Annotated in this window: 15 protein-coding genes and 1 tRNA gene; 5 read left to right on the top strand and 11 right to left on the bottom strand. The window is 64.6% G+C overall.

The window, feature by feature from the left end:
* Positions 1–79 precede the first annotated feature (79 nt).
* The gene (hrpA, locus tag V9K97_RS15420; protein ID WP_443303446.1) at positions 80–3868 is read left to right on the top strand and encodes an ATP-dependent RNA helicase HrpA; all 3789 of its coding nucleotides are present in this window, start codon (positions 80–82) and stop codon (positions 3866–3868) included.
* A gap of 66 nt (positions 3869–3934) precedes the next feature.
* On the opposite strand, the gene V9K97_RS15415 is transcribed toward hrpA, so the two are convergent.
* The 6 genes from V9K97_RS15415 to lptF all read right to left on the bottom strand — a co-directional run bounded on the left by V9K97_RS15415 (position 3935) and on the right by lptF (position 9077).
* Positions 3935–4093, bottom strand: coding sequence for a DUF3309 family protein (locus tag V9K97_RS15415; RefSeq protein WP_157614004.1), 159 nt, complete (start codon positions 4091–4093; stop codon positions 3935–3937).
* A gap of 132 nt (positions 4094–4225) precedes the next feature.
* Positions 4226–5401 carry a pyridoxal phosphate-dependent aminotransferase gene (locus V9K97_RS15410; RefSeq protein WP_337319069.1) on the bottom strand — a complete coding sequence of 392 codons (1176 nt, stop codon included), beginning with the start codon at positions 5399–5401 and terminating at the stop codon, positions 4226–4228.
* 31 nt (positions 5402–5432) lie between these two features.
* Positions 5433–6374, bottom strand: a complete 942-nt coding sequence (locus tag V9K97_RS15405; RefSeq protein WP_337297562.1) for a CysB family HTH-type transcriptional regulator — start codon at positions 6372–6374, stop codon at positions 5433–5435.
* 63 nt (positions 6375–6437) lie between these two features.
* The gene (locus V9K97_RS15400) at positions 6438–6812 is read right to left on the bottom strand and encodes a sirohydrochlorin chelatase (protein WP_258506513.1); all 375 of its coding nucleotides are present in this window, start codon (positions 6810–6812) and stop codon (positions 6438–6440) included.
* Between the two features lie 16 nt (positions 6813–6828).
* Complete coding sequence (lptG, locus tag V9K97_RS15395; RefSeq protein WP_258506511.1) at positions 6829–7938, bottom strand: LPS export ABC transporter permease LptG; 1110 nt, start codon at positions 7936–7938, stop codon at positions 6829–6831.
* On the bottom strand, positions 7935–9077 hold the full coding sequence (gene lptF / locus V9K97_RS15390) for an LPS export ABC transporter permease LptF (RefSeq protein WP_258506510.1): 1143 nt from the start codon (positions 9075–9077) through the stop codon (positions 7935–7937). The genes lptG and lptF overlap by 4 nt, the downstream gene beginning before the upstream one ends.
* 21 nt (positions 9078–9098) lie before the next feature.
* Here lptF and V9K97_RS15385 point away from each other — a divergent pair, with 21 nt between their 5' ends.
* The 4 genes from V9K97_RS15385 (at position 9099) to V9K97_RS15370 (ending at position 12833) form a co-directional block, all read left to right on the top strand.
* Entirely contained in the window at positions 9099–10634 is a 1536-nt protein-coding gene (locus V9K97_RS15385; RefSeq protein ID WP_337319066.1) for a leucyl aminopeptidase, read from the top strand.
* The gene (locus tag V9K97_RS15380; RefSeq protein WP_337319064.1) at positions 10631–11074 is read left to right on the top strand and encodes a DNA polymerase III subunit chi; all 444 of its coding nucleotides are present in this window, start codon (positions 10631–10633) and stop codon (positions 11072–11074) included. Before V9K97_RS15385 ends, V9K97_RS15380 begins: the two co-directional genes overlap by 4 nt.
* Entirely contained in the window at positions 11074–11487 is a 414-nt protein-coding gene (locus V9K97_RS15375; protein ID WP_337297559.1) for a hypothetical protein, read from the top strand. The genes V9K97_RS15380 and V9K97_RS15375 overlap by 1 nt, the downstream gene beginning before the upstream one ends.
* A 140-nt stretch (positions 11488–11627) precedes the next feature.
* Positions 11628–12833 (top strand): branched-chain amino acid ABC transporter substrate-binding protein, encoded by a 1206-nt coding sequence (locus V9K97_RS15370; RefSeq protein WP_258506504.1) that lies wholly within the window; start codon positions 11628–11630, stop codon positions 12831–12833.
* 87 nt (positions 12834–12920) lie between these two features.
* Here V9K97_RS15370 and V9K97_RS15365 read toward each other — a convergent pair whose 3' ends face one another.
* The 5 genes from V9K97_RS15365 to V9K97_RS15345 all read right to left on the bottom strand — a co-directional run bounded on the left by V9K97_RS15365 (position 12921) and on the right by V9K97_RS15345 (position 15461).
* Positions 12921–13313 (bottom strand): response regulator, encoded by a 393-nt coding sequence (locus V9K97_RS15365; protein WP_126745936.1) that lies wholly within the window; start codon positions 13311–13313, stop codon positions 12921–12923.
* A 108-nt stretch (positions 13314–13421) separates the two neighbouring features.
* Positions 13422–13778, bottom strand: coding sequence for a hypothetical protein (locus V9K97_RS15360; RefSeq protein WP_258506501.1), 357 nt, complete (start codon positions 13776–13778; stop codon positions 13422–13424).
* A 186-nt stretch (positions 13779–13964) separates the two neighbouring features.
* Positions 13965–14055 (bottom strand) — tRNA-Ser (locus tag V9K97_RS15355).
* 24 nt (positions 14056–14079) lie between these two features.
* A complete protein-coding gene (locus V9K97_RS15350) occupies positions 14080–15009 on the bottom strand; it encodes an SPFH domain-containing protein (RefSeq protein WP_126745910.1) in 930 nt (309 codons plus the stop codon).
* Positions 15010–15035: 26 nt separating this feature from the next.
* Positions 15036–15461, bottom strand: a complete 426-nt coding sequence (locus tag V9K97_RS15345; protein WP_337319062.1) for an NfeD family protein — start codon at positions 15459–15461, stop codon at positions 15036–15038.
* Positions 15462–15533: the final 72 nt, after the last annotated feature.

The raw sequence follows: 15533 nt of genomic DNA, 5'->3' as shown, positions 1-15533 counted from the left end.
GACGACCACGACACCTTCCGCTCCCTTGCGCATCGACTTTCCCGAATCGCTCCCGGTCTCCGGCCGGCGCGATGAAATCATGGCCGCCATCGAGGCGCACCAGGTCGTGATCGTCTGCGGCGAAACGGGCTCGGGCAAGACCACCCAGCTTCCGAAGATCGCGCTGGCGCTCGGCCGCGGCAAGCTCAATGCGCCGCCGGGCAAGGGCCGACTCATCGGCCACACGCAGCCGCGCCGCATTGCGGCAAGCTCGGTGGCCAAGCGCATTGCCGAAGAACTGAAAACGCCGCTAGGCGATGTGGTCGGCTTCAAGGTGCGCTTTCAGGACCGGCTGAGCCGCGACGCGTCGGTCAAGCTCATGACCGACGGCATCCTGCTGGCGGAAACGCAGACCGATCCGCTGCTCAAGGCCTACGACACGCTGATCATCGACGAGGCGCACGAGCGCTCACTGAACATCGACTTCCTACTGGGCTACCTGCGCGAAATTCTTCCGCGCCGGCCCGACCTGAAGGTGATCGTGACCTCGGCCACCATCGATGCGGATCGCTTTGCGCAGCACTTTGCGTCGGGCAAGGGACCTGCGCCGATCATCTATGTGTCCGGACGCACCTTTCCGGTCGAGCAACGCTATCGGCCCTTTGAAGAGTCGCGCGAGCATGACCTGAACGACGCCATTGCCGATGGCGTTGACGAGCTCTGGCGCGATCCGCACAACGCGGGCGACATCCTCGTTTTTCTGCCCGGCGAGCGCGAGATCCGCGAGGCGGCTGACCACCTGCGCCGCCACCTGAGCCACCAGCCGCTGCTGCGCAACGCCGAGGTGCTGCCGCTGTTCGCACGGCTGTCGGGCCCCGAGCAGGACCGTATCTTCGACGGCCACACGGGCCGGCGCATTGTGCTCGCCACCAACGTGGCCGAAACCTCGCTCACCGTGCCGGGCATCCGCTACGTGATCGACACAGGCACGGCGCGCGTCAAGCGCTACAGCTTCCGCAGCAAGGTCGAGCAATTGCTGGTTGAGCCGATCAGCCAGGCCGCGGCCAACCAGCGCGCGGGGCGTTGCGGCCGTGTGGCCAACGGCATCTGCATCCGGCTTTACGACGAGAAGGATTTCGAAGGCCGGCCGCGTTTTACCGACCCCGAGATCCTGCGCTCCTCGCTCGCGGGCGTGATCCTGCGCATGAAGTCGCTGCGCCTGGGCGACGTGGCGCGTTTTCCGTTTCTCGAAGCGCCTTCGCCGCGCGCGATTGCCGACGGCTACCAGCTGCTGAACGAGCTCGGCGCGGTCGACGACGCCAACGAACTCACGGCCACGGGCGCCGAGCTGGCCAAGCTGCCGCTCGATCCGCGCGTCGGACGGATGATCCTGGAGGCGCGCACGCGTGGCGCGCTCGAAGAAGTGCTGGTCATCGCGTCGGCCCTCAGTGTGCAGGACGTGCGCGACCGGCCGATGGATGCGCAGCAGCAGGCCGACCAGGCGCATTCGAAATTCGACGACGAGAAGAGCGAGTTCAGCGGCTACCTGCGGCTGTGGAAATGGATTGCCGATGCGCGCGGTGGGCATGGCGATACGCACAAGCTGAGCAACCGCCAATACGAGCAGCTGCTGCGCCAGAACTTCATCAACATCCGCCGAGTGCGCGAATGGCGCGACATCCACTCGCAGCTGCTCACGGTCGTGACCGAGCACAAGTGGCGCATCAACGCGGAGCCGGCCGGCTACGAACCGCTGCACCTGTCGATGCTGGCGGGTCTGCTCGGCAACGTGGGCTGGAAGCTCGAAGACGACGAGGCATACCTCGGTGCGCGCGGCATCAAGTTCTACCGCCATCCGGGTGCGCACCTGAAGAAAAAGCCCGGCCGCTGGATTGTTGCGGCCGAGTTGGTCGAGACCACGCGGCTCTTCGGCCGAGGCATTGCCAACATCGAGCCGCAGTGGCTTGAACAGGTGGCCGGCCATCTGCTGAAGAAGCAACTGCTCGATCCGCACTGGGAGAAGAAGGGCGCACAGGTTTCAGCGCTCGAGCGCGCAACGCTCTATGGGCTGGTGGTCTACAGCGGGCGCCGCGTCGACTTCACCAAAGTCGATCCGGTGGCGGCGCGCGAGATCTTCATTCGCGAGGCGCTGGTTGGCGGGCAGTGGGAAAGCAAGTTTCCGTTCCTGGCGGCCAATCGCAAGCTGGTGCGCGAGGTCGAGGGGCTGGAACACAAGGCGCGCCGGCAAGACGTGCTGGTGGATGAAGAGCTGATCTTCGCCTTCTACGACGCGCAGTTGCCCGCCGACGTGGCGAGCGGCATCAGCTTCGAGAACTGGTACCGCCATGCCTCGAAGGAGCAGCCGCGCCTGCTGTACCTGACGCGCGAAGAGCTGATGCGCCACCAGGCGGCAGGCATCACCACGCAGTCGTTCCCGCCCACGCTGCGGCTCGGCGGTGTCGATTGCGCCGCGAGCTACCTGCACGAGCCGGGCGACGCGAAGGACGGTCTCACGGTCAGCGTGCCGCTTTTCGTGCTCAACCAGGTGAGCGAAGAGCGCTGCGAATGGCTGGTCACCGGCATGCTCAAGGACAAGATCCAGGCGCTGCTCAAGAGCCTGCCGCAGCGCCCGCGCTCCAGGTTGGTGCCACTGCCCGATTCGGCGGCAAAGCTGGCGGAAGAACTCTCGGCGCCCGAGGTGTTCGGCCACGGCTCGCTGACCGACGTGCTGCTCAAGCGCGTGCGCGATGCCACGAGCATCGACGTGAAGCGCGCCGACTTCAAGCTCGACATGCTGCCGCCGCACCTGTTCATGAACCTGCGCATCGTGGACGAGCATGGGCGCCAGCTTGGCATGGGGCGCAACCTGGGGGCGCTCAAGGCCGAACTGGGCGCGCAGGCGCGCGGTGCCTTTCAGGCGTTGGCGGGGCTCAACGTCAAGGCATCCGCGGAGCGAAAGCCGGCGGATGGTGCCGATGGGCGCGCGCAAGCCAAGGGCAACGCCGCCGCGCCGGCACAGGCCGCGCCGAGCTTGCCCGCCGGCCAGCGCTACACGAGCTGGAGCTTCGGCGAGCTGCCAGAACTGATGGAAGTGCGCCGCGGATCGCAGTCGCTCATCGGGTTTCCGGCGCTGCGCGACGAGGGCGATGCCGTCACCATCGAAGTGTTCGATGAGCCCGCCGTGGCCGCCGCAAAGCACCGCGCCGGCCTGCGCAGGCTGTTTGCGCTGCAGCTGAAAGACGCGCTCAAGTACCTCGAGAAGAACATCCCCGATCTGCAGAAGATGGCGGTGGCCTACATGCCGCTCGGCACATCGGAAGAGTTGCGCACGCAGATCATCGACGTGGCGATCGACCGCGCGTTTCTGCAGGAGCCGCTGCCCACTGACGAGTTTGCATTCAAGCGCCGGCTCGAAGAGGGCCGGGGCCGGCTCACGCTGATCGCGAACGAGGTGGCGCGGCTGGCATCGACCATCCTGGTCGAATACGCGGCAGCCGCACGCAAGATCAAGGACACCAAGATCCAGCCCGAAGCCGTGCAGGACGCCGCCCAGCAGTTGCAGCGCCTGGTGGGCAAGCGGTTCATTGCCGATGCGCCGTGGACGCAGTTGCAGCATTTCGCGCGGTACCTCAAGGCGATCGTGCTGCGACTCGACAAGCTCCGTGCCGACCCCGCGCGCGACGCCGCCAAGCTGGCCGAACTGCGCCCGCAGGAGCAGCGCTACTGGCGCCTGGTGGCGGAGCGCAAGGGCGTGGTGGACGATCGCATGCTCGAATTCCGCTGGCTGCTCGAAGAGCTTCGCGTGAGCTTTTTCGCGCAGGAGCTGCGCACGCCACAGCCAGTCAGCATCAAGCGGCTGGACAAAGCCTGGGCCCAGCTGCAGGCCTGATCGCAGGCCGCAAAAAAGAAGCCCGCTTGCGCGGGCTTCTTCAGGTGCGAGAAATTTCAGTGAGCGCTATATGCGTCCCATGAGCACCAGGATGATCACGATCACCAGGACGAGGCCCAGGCCACCGCTTGGCCCGTAGCCCCAGCTGCGGCTGTAGCCCCAGCTCGGCAGCGCACCGATCAGCAGCAAGATCAGAATGATCAGCAGAATGAACGAGAGGGACATGCTTTTCTCCTGGACGTTGTTGTTACGAGATCGATGCTCGTTGTCCCGGAGCGCAAAACACGACGGAAAGCCGCTCCTTCGGCGGTCAGGACTGTCCTACCGTTGGCGTCGGCCTTGAAGCCGCCTCAGCACTCAAAGGCGGGCGAGACGGTCCAGCGCGGAGATCAGCGTCTCGTCCTTCTTGGCGAAGCAGAAACGGACCACGCGCTGGTCGAAGCCGTTGCCGTAGAAGGCCGACAGCGGAATGGCCGCCACCCCGATCTCGCTGGTGAGCCACAGGCAGAAGTCGGCTTCGGAGAGATCGCTGACTGCCGAGATGTCGACGCACTGGAAGTAGCTGCCTTCGCTGCGCAGCAGCTTGAAGCGGGTCTTTTCGGCGAGCCCTGCGGCAAAAAGGTCGCGCTTGTGCTGGTAGAAGGCCGGAAGCTCGAGGTAAGGCTTCGGGTCGGCCATGTACTGCGCGAGCGCATGCTGCATGGGTGTGTTCACCGTGAACACGTTGAACTGGTGCACCTTGCGGAATTCCGCCATGAGCGGCGCTGGCGCCGCCACGTAGCCGACCTTCCAGCCGGTGACGTGATAGGTCTTGCCGAAGCTGCTCACGATGAAGCTGCGCGCCGCAAGGCCCGGGAAGCGGGCCACGCTTTCGTGCTGCGCACCGTCGTAGATCATGTGCTCGTACACCTCGTCGGCAATCACGAACACGTCGGTCGGCGCGAGCAGCTCTTCGAGCTTGCGCATTTCGGCCGCGGTCCAGATGGTGGCGCTCGGGTTGTGCGGCGTGTTGACGATGATCGCGCGCGTGCGCGGCGAGAGCGCCGCGGCAATCTTGTCGAAGTCGGGTCGGAAGGTACCCGGCGTGAGCGGCACGCGCACCACGCTGCCGCCTGCAAGCTCGATGTTGGGCACGTAGCTGTCGTAGCAGGGCTCCAGCACGATGACCTCGTCGCCCGCGCGCACCACGGCAAGAATGGCCGTGATGATCGCCTGCGTGGCGCCCGCGGTCACCGTGATTTCGGTGGCAGCGTTGTAGCTGTGGCCGTAGAGCGCGGCAATCTTGCCGGCAATGGCTTCGCGCAGTGCGGGAATGCCGGGCATCGGCGGATATTGGTTGTGGCCCGCGGCCATGGCGGCCGTCACGTCTTCGAGCAGCTTCGGGTCGCAGTTGAAGTCGGGGAAGCCCTGGCCGAGGTTCACCGCGTTCTTCTCGGTTGCCAGCGCGGACATCACGGTGAAGATGGTGGTGCCGACGGCGGGCAGCTTGGTGGTGATCTCCGGCGTGCGTGGGGCGGAAAGAACAGTGCTCATGGTCGTGGTCGGAAGCTGGGGCTGCTGAATATCAAAGATCGTAGTCTTGCTGATGCCCGCTCAGGGCCTTGGCAATCAGGTTGCGGTCGAGCCGGTCGGACAGCAACTCGGCAAACTTGAAGACGAAGTTGCGAAGGTAGGCACTGCGCTTGAACGCCACGCGTGCAATGTTCTGGCCGAACACATGGCCCATGGGGCGCACCACGAGGTCGGCATTCGACTCGTCGCGCACCGCCATCTCGGCCACGATGCCAACGCCCAGGCCCAGGCGCACATAGGTCTTGATCACGTCGGAGTCGATGGCCTCGAGCGCGATGCGCGGCGTGAGCTTTTTCTGCGCAAAGGCGTGGTCGATGCGCGTGCGGCCGGTGAACGACGGGTGGTAAGTAATGATGGGCTCGTGCGCCAGGTCTTCGAGCGAGATGCGCTCCTTGGCGGCCAGCGGGTGGTCTTTGGGGAGCACCAGCACGTGCTGCCATTCGTAGCAGGGCAGGGTCACCAGCTCTGCGTAGTCCGCGAGCGATTCGGTCGCAATGCCCACCTCGGCAATTTCGTCGATCACCATGCGCGCCACCTGGTCGGGCGAGCCCTGGTGCAGGCTCACGTTCACCTTGGGGTAAGCCTCGCGGAGCTTGGCCACCGGGACCGGCAGCACGTAGCGCGCCTGGGTGTGGGTGGTGGCAATGGAGAGGGTGCCGCTGTCTTGCGCGCTGAATTGCTCGCCGATGCGCTTGAGATTGCCCACTTCCCGCATGATCAGCTCGATGCTGGCAATGACGTGCTGGCCCGGCTCGGTGACCCGCTTGAGGCGCTTGCCATGACGGGCGAAGATCTCGACGCCGAGTTCTTCTTCGAGCTCGATGATGGCTTTAGACACCCCTGGCTGCGAAGTGTGGAGCGCCTTGGCCGCCTCCGTGAGGTTCAGGTTCCGCCGCACGGCTTCCTGAACAAACTTGAATTGGTGCAGATTCATATCAAATTCCGTCTTATTGCGGAATTCATTATGCCTTCGGAGTCTATCGAAATGCCCGGGAGTTCAAGATTTGGTTGCGATTCTGGCCAGCAGCTCGACCAGTTCAGGCTCTTCGCCCACGATGTTGGCAAGCTGGAATTCGACTTGGGGCCAAGTGCCGCGCAGGGCGTCGAGTTGCAGCGGAAGGTCTTCACGGGCGTGCTTGCCCATGCCCAGGAACAGCGGAACGACCCTGAGCGACTTGGCGCCGCTCGCAATCAACGCTGCCGACGCGGTGCGCAGGTCGGGCGTTGCCAACTCCATGTAGGCGCAAACCACCCGCGCCTGCGGATCGAGCGCCGTGACGCGCGCGGCCACGGCCTCGATGGGCTCGCGCCAGCGCTCGTCGCGCGAGCCATGGGCCAGGAGGATGATGCCCCTTGCATTCACCGTCGTCATGTCCGGCTTCCCGCTTCTATCTTCGAAGAACGAGCCAGCTGAATGCGGCAAGCGACATGACCGAATAGATCAGCCCCGGCGCAGCGGCGGTCAGCCATGGTGACCAGTTGCTCAGGTTGCCGAGATAGCCGAACACGTTGTTCAGCAGGAAAAAGCTGATGCCGATCATCACGCCGCCGAACACATAGGTGGTGATGCCGGTCTGGCGGAAATGCAGGTACGCGAAGGGCAGGGCGAGCACCACCATCACCAGGCACGAAAGCGGATAGAAGACCTTGCGCCAGAACTGGATTTCGTAGCGCTGGGCGGTCTGCCCGTTGGCTTCGAGGTGGCTAATGTAGTCGAACAGGTCGATGGTGCTCATGCGGTCGGGCCGCAAAAGGGCGACCGACACCATTTCGGCCGTGAGGGTGGTCGGCCACTCGATCTCTGGCACCCGGCTGGTCAGGATGTGTGCCTTGTTGGCGTCGCTGCGCGTGTCGTAGTCCTGCAGCTCGACATCCGACAAGACCCAGCGGTCGTCGAGGATCCGCGCGGAAGTTGCGAGCAGCTGCTTGCGCACATAGCCCTTTTCGTCGAACTCGAAGATGCGCGCATTCCGAAGGGAGCCGTCGCGCGAAATGGACAGCACGTTGACGGCGTACGACACGTTGTCGCGCTTTTCCTTGAGCCACGCGCCCGTGTTGCCGACCAGCGAGAAGGTGCCCTGGTAGCGCGACTTGAGCAGTTGGCCCGTGCGCTCGGACGCAGGCGCGATGTAGTCGCCGATGGCAAAGGTCAGGAAAACAAAACCCACGCCCAGCAGCAGCAGGGTGCGCAGCGCGCGCCAGGGGCCAAGGCCGCTGGTGCGAAGAATGGTGTATTCGGAGCTTTGCGCCAGCCGCGCCATCACGAAGATGCAGCCGATCAGCACCGTGATCGGGAGCAGCTCATAAAGGTGGCTCGGAATGAGCAGGGTCACGTAGACCAGTGCCTGCGCCGGGCCGTAGGCCAGGCTTTCGGGCTTGCCGATGGATTGCAGCTCATCGACAAAGTCGAAGAAAAAGAACAGGCTCAGGAAGCCGAGCGTCACGAAGGCCACGGCCTTCAGTGCCTCGACGTAGATCAGGCGTCGGATTGTTTTCACGTGGTCGGGTCGATCTTGTTGGGCTGGGACGGCAGGCCGCCGGCAATGACGCGTTCCGTCCTGCGCCGCCTGCCCCAGTTGTTATTGCGCAAGACCAGCCATGCCACGCCGATCAGCAGCACGCCGCCGTGAAGCAGCAGCATGAAGGAGCCCATGCCGTAGCGGCCCGAGCTGATCCAGCTTTGGCCGAGGTTGAGCATGTTGTAGTAGACGACGAAGGCGAACAGCGCAAACAGCAGGTTGCCGCTGCGCCCCACGCGCGGGTTCACGCTGGAGACGGTCAGTGCGAGCAGCACGAAGTTGATGGCGGCCAGCAGCATGCCGATGCGCCAGGCGAGTTCGCCGCGGTTCGCGTCGCCGGGCTCGCGCAGGAGCTGGAGCGTTGGCTTGGCGCGGGCCGGCGTGGAGTCGGTGGTAAACGAGTCGTTGCCGCCGGCGCGGGTGCCGTAGGTCTCGAACTCGCTGATCTTGAGGCCCGAGGTTGCCGTGGGCAGCAACGGGCGTTCGACCCGCTGGCCGTTGCTCAGCATGAGGTAGCGGTGCTCGCCCACGTTCTCGATGCGGCCGCTGCGCGCCGATGTGGTGATCTGCAGCCCCCGCTCGATGGCCCAGATGAACACGTTGGTGGCCGTGGCGCCGTCGGGCGTGTCCTTGTCGATGAAGAAGACGCGGATCCGGCCGGCCGACTCACGGAATTCGCCGGGCGTGACGCGTTCGATGTCGCTGCGCCTTTCGTACTGCGCGCGCATGCCGATGGTCTGCGAGTTGGCCCAGGGCCAGCCCAGCAGAGCCATGATGGCGATCAGAGCGAGCACCGGCCAGGCAAAGCGGAACAGCGGCTGCACGAAGTCGACCAGGCCTCGCCCGCTGGAGAACCAGATCACCATTTCGCTGTCGCGGTACATGCGCGACAAGGTGCCGACAATGGCAATGAACAGGCTCAGGCTCAGGATGGTCGGCATGTAGCCGAGCACCGTGTAGGCCATCACGAGGAACACTTCGGACGGGTTCACGCTGCCCTTGGAGGCGAGCCCGAGCGTGCGGATGAGCATCATGGTCATCACGATGGTGACCAGGACCACGAGGGTCGCTCCGAAGCTGCGCGACAGCTCCTTGCGTAGGGAAGAATGGAATAACATCGTTCGAGGAAAAAAAGGATTATGGACTTTCAGCTCAAGACCCTCACCGTCGCCCGCGCCGCGGCCGAAAAATCCGACGTTCTGATCGTGCTCGTCGGCAGCGCCCCCATCACCGCCAAGGACCCGCTTTCCGCCCTGATTGCCAGCGCGCGCAAGGCCGGCGACCTGCCCGACAAGGCCGGCAAGCTGCTCGCGCTCTACCATCCGGACGAGGTGGTGGCCTCGCGCGTGGTGCTCGCGGCCATTGGCGACGGCAAGCCCGCGTCTGTGCGCAGCGGCGTCATTGCGGCGGTCAATGCGGCCAAGGCCCATGCGCCCAAGCGGGTGGTGATGGTGTTTGCGCATGAAGCCGACGGCGCGGCGGTGGCCTGCGCCCTTGCCGCGGCGGCCGACGCCAGCTATGTCTACACCACGAGCAAATCGAAGGCTTCGAACGGCGACGGCGGGCGGTCCATCCGCAACCTCACGGTGGGTGTGAGCGATGCCGCGGCTGTGAGCAAGGCCTTCGATGAAGCCCGGGCCACGGTGTCCGGCATCGAATTTGCCAAGGAATGGGGCAACCGCCCGGGCAACTATTGCACGCCCACGCTGCTGGCTGACGCCGCGCAAGGCTTGGCCAAGCTGCCCCGCATCAAATGCGAGGTGCTGGGCCCCAAGGAAGTGCAGAAGCTCGGCATGGGCTCGTTCGCGGCCGTGGCGCAAGGCTCGGCCGAGCCGCTGCGCTTCATCGTGCTGCGCTACCAGGGCGGCCCGAAGGACCAGGCGCCCGTGGTGCTGGTCGGCAAGGGCATCACTTTCGACACCGGCGGCGTCTCGCTCAAGCCGGCGGCCGAAATGGACGAGATGAAGTTCGACATGTGCGGTGCGGCCAGCGTGCTCGGCACCTTCCGCGCGCTGGGCGAAATCCAGCCCGCCATCAACGTGGTGGGCCTGGTGCCCTCGTGCGAGAACATGAACGACGGCCGCGCCATCAAGCCTGGCGATGTGGTCACCAGCATGAGCGGGCAGACCATCGAGGTGCTGAACACCGATGCGGAAGGGCGCCTCATCCTGTGCGACGCGCTGACGTACGCCAAGCGCTTCGACCCCGCCGCCGTGATCGACATTGCCACCCTCACCGGCGCCTGCGTGGTGGCGCTGGGCGGCGTGCGCAGCGGCCTTTTCACGGCCGACGAAACGCTGGCCGCCGCGCTCCAGGCGGCCGGGGAAGAATCGCAAGACCGTTGCTGGCGCCTGCCGCTGGACGACGAATACGCCGACGGCCTCAAGAGCAACTTTGCCGATGTGGCCAATGTGGCGGGCCGTGCCGGCGGCGCCATTACTGCGGCCAAGTTCCTGCAGCGCTTTGCCGGCGATTTTGCGTGGGCGCACCTGGACATCGCAGGTACGGCCTGGAAGAGCGGGGCGGCCAAGGGATCGACCGGCCGCCCTGTGGGCCTGCTGGTGTCTTACCTGATGGAGCGCGCACGCAGCGGTGCGGCCAAGACAGCGCCCGCGCCGAAGGCCGCGCGCAAGAACGCCGGCCCCGCCGCGCGAAAGGCCCGGTCCGCACAGTGACGGAAATCGGCTTTCACTTCAATACGCCGGACAAGGTCAACTACGCCTGCCGGCTGGTTCGAAAGGCCGTGAGCGCGCGCGGGCTGCGCGTGGTGGTGGTGGGCGAGGAGCAGGTGCTAGAGGCCGTGGATGCCGCGCTCTGGCAACTCTCGCCGTCCGACTTCATCGCGCATTGCCGCGGCGATGCGCAGGCGCACATGGTGGCCCGTTCGCCGGTCATTCTTTCGGCCGAGGGCGCGGATGTTGCTTCGCTTCCGCACCGCGAGATGCTCGTGAACCTGGGGCCCGAGGTTCCGGCGGGCTTCGAGCGGTTCGAGCGCCTGATCGACATCGTGAGCGACGAAGCCACGGACCGGCAGATCGGCCGCTCGCGGTGGCGCCACTATGCCGACCGGGGCTACACCATCCAGCCGCACGATTTTGCGAGGAGCGCTTCCTGATGGCCAGCACGCTGCGTACACCGCCCCGGTTCGTTCCTACCCTGACCACCGTGCTCGATCTCCCGGCCGAGCCCGTGGCCGCCGAGGCCGGCAAGCCGCCTGTTCCCGCCAGCACGCCGGCACCGCCGGTCGACCTCGCCGAAGCCGTGGCGTTGCCCCCGGCCGAGCAGCGGTCCGACGCCGAAATCGTGCGTCTCGAAGAGCAGCTCTTGCATCGGGTGCTGCAGCGCGTGGACCTGTCTTTGGAAGAGCGTTTGAGCGACACGGTGTCGGCCGCCGTTCAACAGCAACTCGACTCGATGCTGCCTCGGCTGCGTGAAGAAATCGAGGCCGTTTTGCGTGCTTTGGTCATTGAAGCAATGGCCGCCGAACTCTCGGAAAACACAGGGTCTACGCCAGCTTCCGGAGCATAAAGCTTCAGCTAAACTGCGCCGCAGGTCGGTAGGCGTGAGGGTGCCGCTGGTCCGCGGCGCGAAACTTGCGAGGTCTGCGCGCCCGGATCACACGACCGGTTTCTTGTTTAGTTTTATTTATCCATGTTCTGGAGGTTCTCATGCAATTGAAATGGACTGCGGTCGCACTGGCTGCACTCACGCTTGTGGCTTGCGGCAAAAAAGAAGAAGCAGCTGCACCCGCCGCACCGGCGCCCACGGCAGCGGCCCCGGCACCTGCAGCGCCTCCGGCAGACGCACTGGTCGTCAAGATCGGCCACGTGGCACCCACCAGCGGTCCGATTGCCCACCTTGGCAAGGACAATGAGTTCGGCGCCCGGATGGCCATCGAAGACCTGAATGCCAAGGGCCTCAAGATCGGCGACAAGGTCGCCAAGTTCGAGCTGCTGCCCGAAGACGACGCAGGCGATCCGAAGCAAGGCACGGCAGTGGCCCAGAAGCTGGTCGACAGCAAGGTCAACGGTATCGTGGGTCACCTGAATTCGGGCACCACCATCCCCGCTTCCAAGCTCTACAGCGACGCCGGCATTCCGCAGATTTCGCCTTCGGCAACCAACCCCAAGTACACGCGCCAAGGCTTCAAGACCACGTTCCGCGTGGTGGCCGACGACACGCAACTCGGCGGCACGCTGGGCAAGTACGCTGTCGAAACGCTCAAGGGCAAGAACATTGCCGTGATCGACGACCGCACGGCCTACGGCCAGGGCGTTGCCGAAGAATTCGAAAAGGCAGCCAAGGCTGCCGGCGCGACCATCGTCGGCCACGAGTTCACCACCGACAAGTCGACCGACTTCAACGCCATCCTGACCAAGCTCAAGGCTGCCAAGCCCGACGTGCTGTTCTTCGGCGGCATGGACGCCGTTGGCGGCCCGATGCTCAAGCAGGTCAAGCAGCTCGGCCTGAACGTCAAGTTCATGGGCGGCGACGGCCTGTGCACCGGCGAACTGCCGAAGCTGGCTGGCGATGCCATCGGCGAAGAGATGGTGGTTTGCGCCGAAGCCGGCGGTGTCGATGGCGACTTCAAGCAGCCGCTGGAAGACTTCAAGGCCAAGTTCAAGACCAAGAACGGCGTGGACGTGCAGATCTATGCACCGTACGTGTACGACGCGGTCAACGTGCTGGCCGAAGCCATGGTCAAGGCCGGTTCCGCCGACCCTGAAAAGTACCTGCCGGAAGTCGGCAAGGTGCAATACAAGGGCGTGACCGGCCCGATCGCCTTCGACGAAAAGGGCGACATCAAGAACGGCGCGCTGACGCTCTTCACCTACAAGGGTGGCGTGCGTACGCAAATCGCCGTGGTGCGCTGATCGGCTTCACCGCATGGCGCAGCAATGCGCAAAAAAGAAAAAGGGCCTTCGGGCCCTTTTTTATTGCCTGCCGCCTTACGCCGGTAATCAGGTGAGGGCAGCGTGGCCCGAGGGCCGGTCGGTGTTGCAGTATTCGATGAAGGCGTCGAGATCCCGCGATTTGTCGAAGACCGCGTCGGCGCCCAGTGCCTCGCAGCGGGCGCGGATGTCGGCCGTGACGTAGTTGCTCAGCACCACCACGCGCTGGCCGGGTCCGCGGGTCTTGCAGCCCGAGAGCACACCAAGGCCGGAGCCTTCCTTCAGGAACAGGTCGATGATGAGAAGCTGCCAGTCATGGGGATGGGCGGCAAGCCAGGCGAGCGCGGCCGACTCGGTTTCAGCAAACCCGACGACCTGTCCATTGACAAGGTCCTCGAGGGCCGGAACCAGGTTGTCTCTGATCGTCTTGTTGTCCTCTACGAGGAACGTGATGAGGGCCATGCCGTGGTTTCGCTTTGAGAACCAATAGCGTAGCGTGCCGGATGAGTCCGCAGCGTAGGAGAAGGGATAAGGCGCAATCCATTCGGCCGGGACGGACCGAAAAGACGGTCAGTCCGACGCGCCAGCTCGAATCCTTGCCTTGAGTTCTTCCGCCTCGGCCTGGCTTTCGTCCCGCTCGGCAGTGGCTTCGAGCCGCTTTTCGATTTCTTCGCTCAAGGCCGCGTTGACCTCGGCCAGTGTTTCCGCCGACTTGGCCAGCTTTTCCTCGAGCTGGCTGGTGTGCTCGATGGCCTGGGCCACGTCGCCCACCTGTACTTCTTCAGGCAGCCCCTGTTCGAGAACCGTGTTCACGACCGCAAGGTTGTCCGATGCCCGCTGCACGTCTGCGGCAACCGCTTCGGTCTTCTCCAATGTCTGTTCGAGTGACGTGTCGCCACGCGATGAAGTTTGTTGCTGTCCGGCCATCCGGGCTCCTTTAGCAGGCGTGAAAAGTAAGACCTTTGGATGGTACCGCCAGACGACCTCGGTTGGCGGTGCCGGGCGCGTTGCTGGAGTACAACGGCGCCCACAAAAAAGCCCAAGGTGCCTTGGGGCAACTCGGGCTTTCTTCTTTTTCTGCATGTTCGTGAACGGTTACGAACAATCAATCTCTGGCGGAGCAGGCGGGATTCGAACCCGCGGAGGGCTATTAACCCTCACACGCTTTCCAGGCGTGCGACTTAAACCGCTCATCCACCGCTCCTGAGCCCTCGATTGTAGCAGTCGCTCAGGCCGGATTTTGCGGTTTGCCGGCCTGGACCATGCGCATGGCCGAGGCGATGAGCGCCGCCGTTTCGCTCATGTTGCTCGGCACGATCAGCGTGGTCTTGGAATCGGCCGCCACCTTGCCGTAGGCATCGACGGCGCGCTCGGCCACCTTGAGCTGCACGGCCTGTTCGCCGCCCGGCTGGCGAATGGCCGCAGCCACGCGCTCGATGGCGTCGGCCGTGGCGGTGGCCACCGCCGTGATCGCGGCCGCCTCGCCCTGGGCGTTGTTGATCTGGGCCTGTTTTTCGCCCTCGGAGCGGGCAATGAAAGCCTCGCGTTCGCCGGTGGCGATGTTGATCTGCTCCTGCCGGCGGCCCTCGGAGGCGGCGATGAGCGCGCGCTTGCCGCGTTCGGCGGTGATCTGCGCCTGCATGGCCAGCAGAATTTCCTTGGGCGGCGTCAGGTCCTTGATTTCGTAGCGCAGCACCTTCACGCCCCAGTTGAGCGCCGCCTCGTCGATCGCCGCAACCACTTGCGCATTGATGACGTCGCGTTCCTCGAAGGTCTTGTCGAGCTCGAGCTTGCCGATCACGCTGCGCAGAGACGTTTGCGCCAGCTGCGTCACGGCCACGATGTAGTTCGACGAGCCATAGCTCGCGCGCATCGGGTCGGTCACCTGGAAGTACAGGATGCCGTCGACCTGCAGCTGGGTGTTGTCCCGCGTGATGCAGATCTGGCTGGGCACGTCGAGCGGAATTTCCTTCAGGCTGTGCTTGTAGGCGACCCGGTCGATGAAAGGGATCAGGAAGTTGGGGCCGGGCGTCATGGTGCCGTGGTACTTGCCCAGGCGCTCGCGCACCCATGCGTTCTGCTGCGGTACGAACTTGACCGACTGGCTGATGAAGATGATCGCAATGACCAGGATGATGATGGGAACCGAAAATTCCATGATGTTTCTCCTCTTGAATTCTGTGTTTAGGTCTTTTCGACCACGAGGCGGCTGCCGATGACTTCGACCACGCGGTGCTCTCCGGCCGACGGGACGCGGCCCGCGCGCTGCACCACCATCCACTGGGCGCCACGATAGCGCACGGTGGCGGTGCCATCGGGGCTCCATGCCTCCACGTGGATGATTTCGCCGATGTCCATGTTCACGTCGCGATTTGCCTCGGTGGGCGGGGCGGCCGGCCGCCTGCGCTGCACGGCGTACCAGACCAGCACCGCACCCACGCCGACCACGGCCGCCACGACCAGCTGCGTGACCATGCCCATGCCCAGGTGCGCGGCAATGGCTGCGGCTGCAAAGCCGGTGGCCAGCAGCAACAGGTAGACCGTACCCGAGAGCAATTCGAGCACGATCGCGGCTCCCGCTATCAGCCACCAGATGGTGGAATTCGCCATGTCTTCTCCTCTTTGATGGACGCTCGACATTCTGAGTCAAAAGCTCACGCAATCCTTCATCCGAATTCCGTA

It is taken from the genome of Variovorax sp. CCNWLW186 (assembly GCF_037203865.1).
In the GTDB taxonomy this organism is placed as follows: Bacteria; Pseudomonadota; Gammaproteobacteria; order Burkholderiales; family Burkholderiaceae_C; genus Variovorax.
The sequence above is the reverse complement of the archived record's forward strand: the minus strand, read 5'-3'. Positions and strand labels throughout refer to the sequence as shown.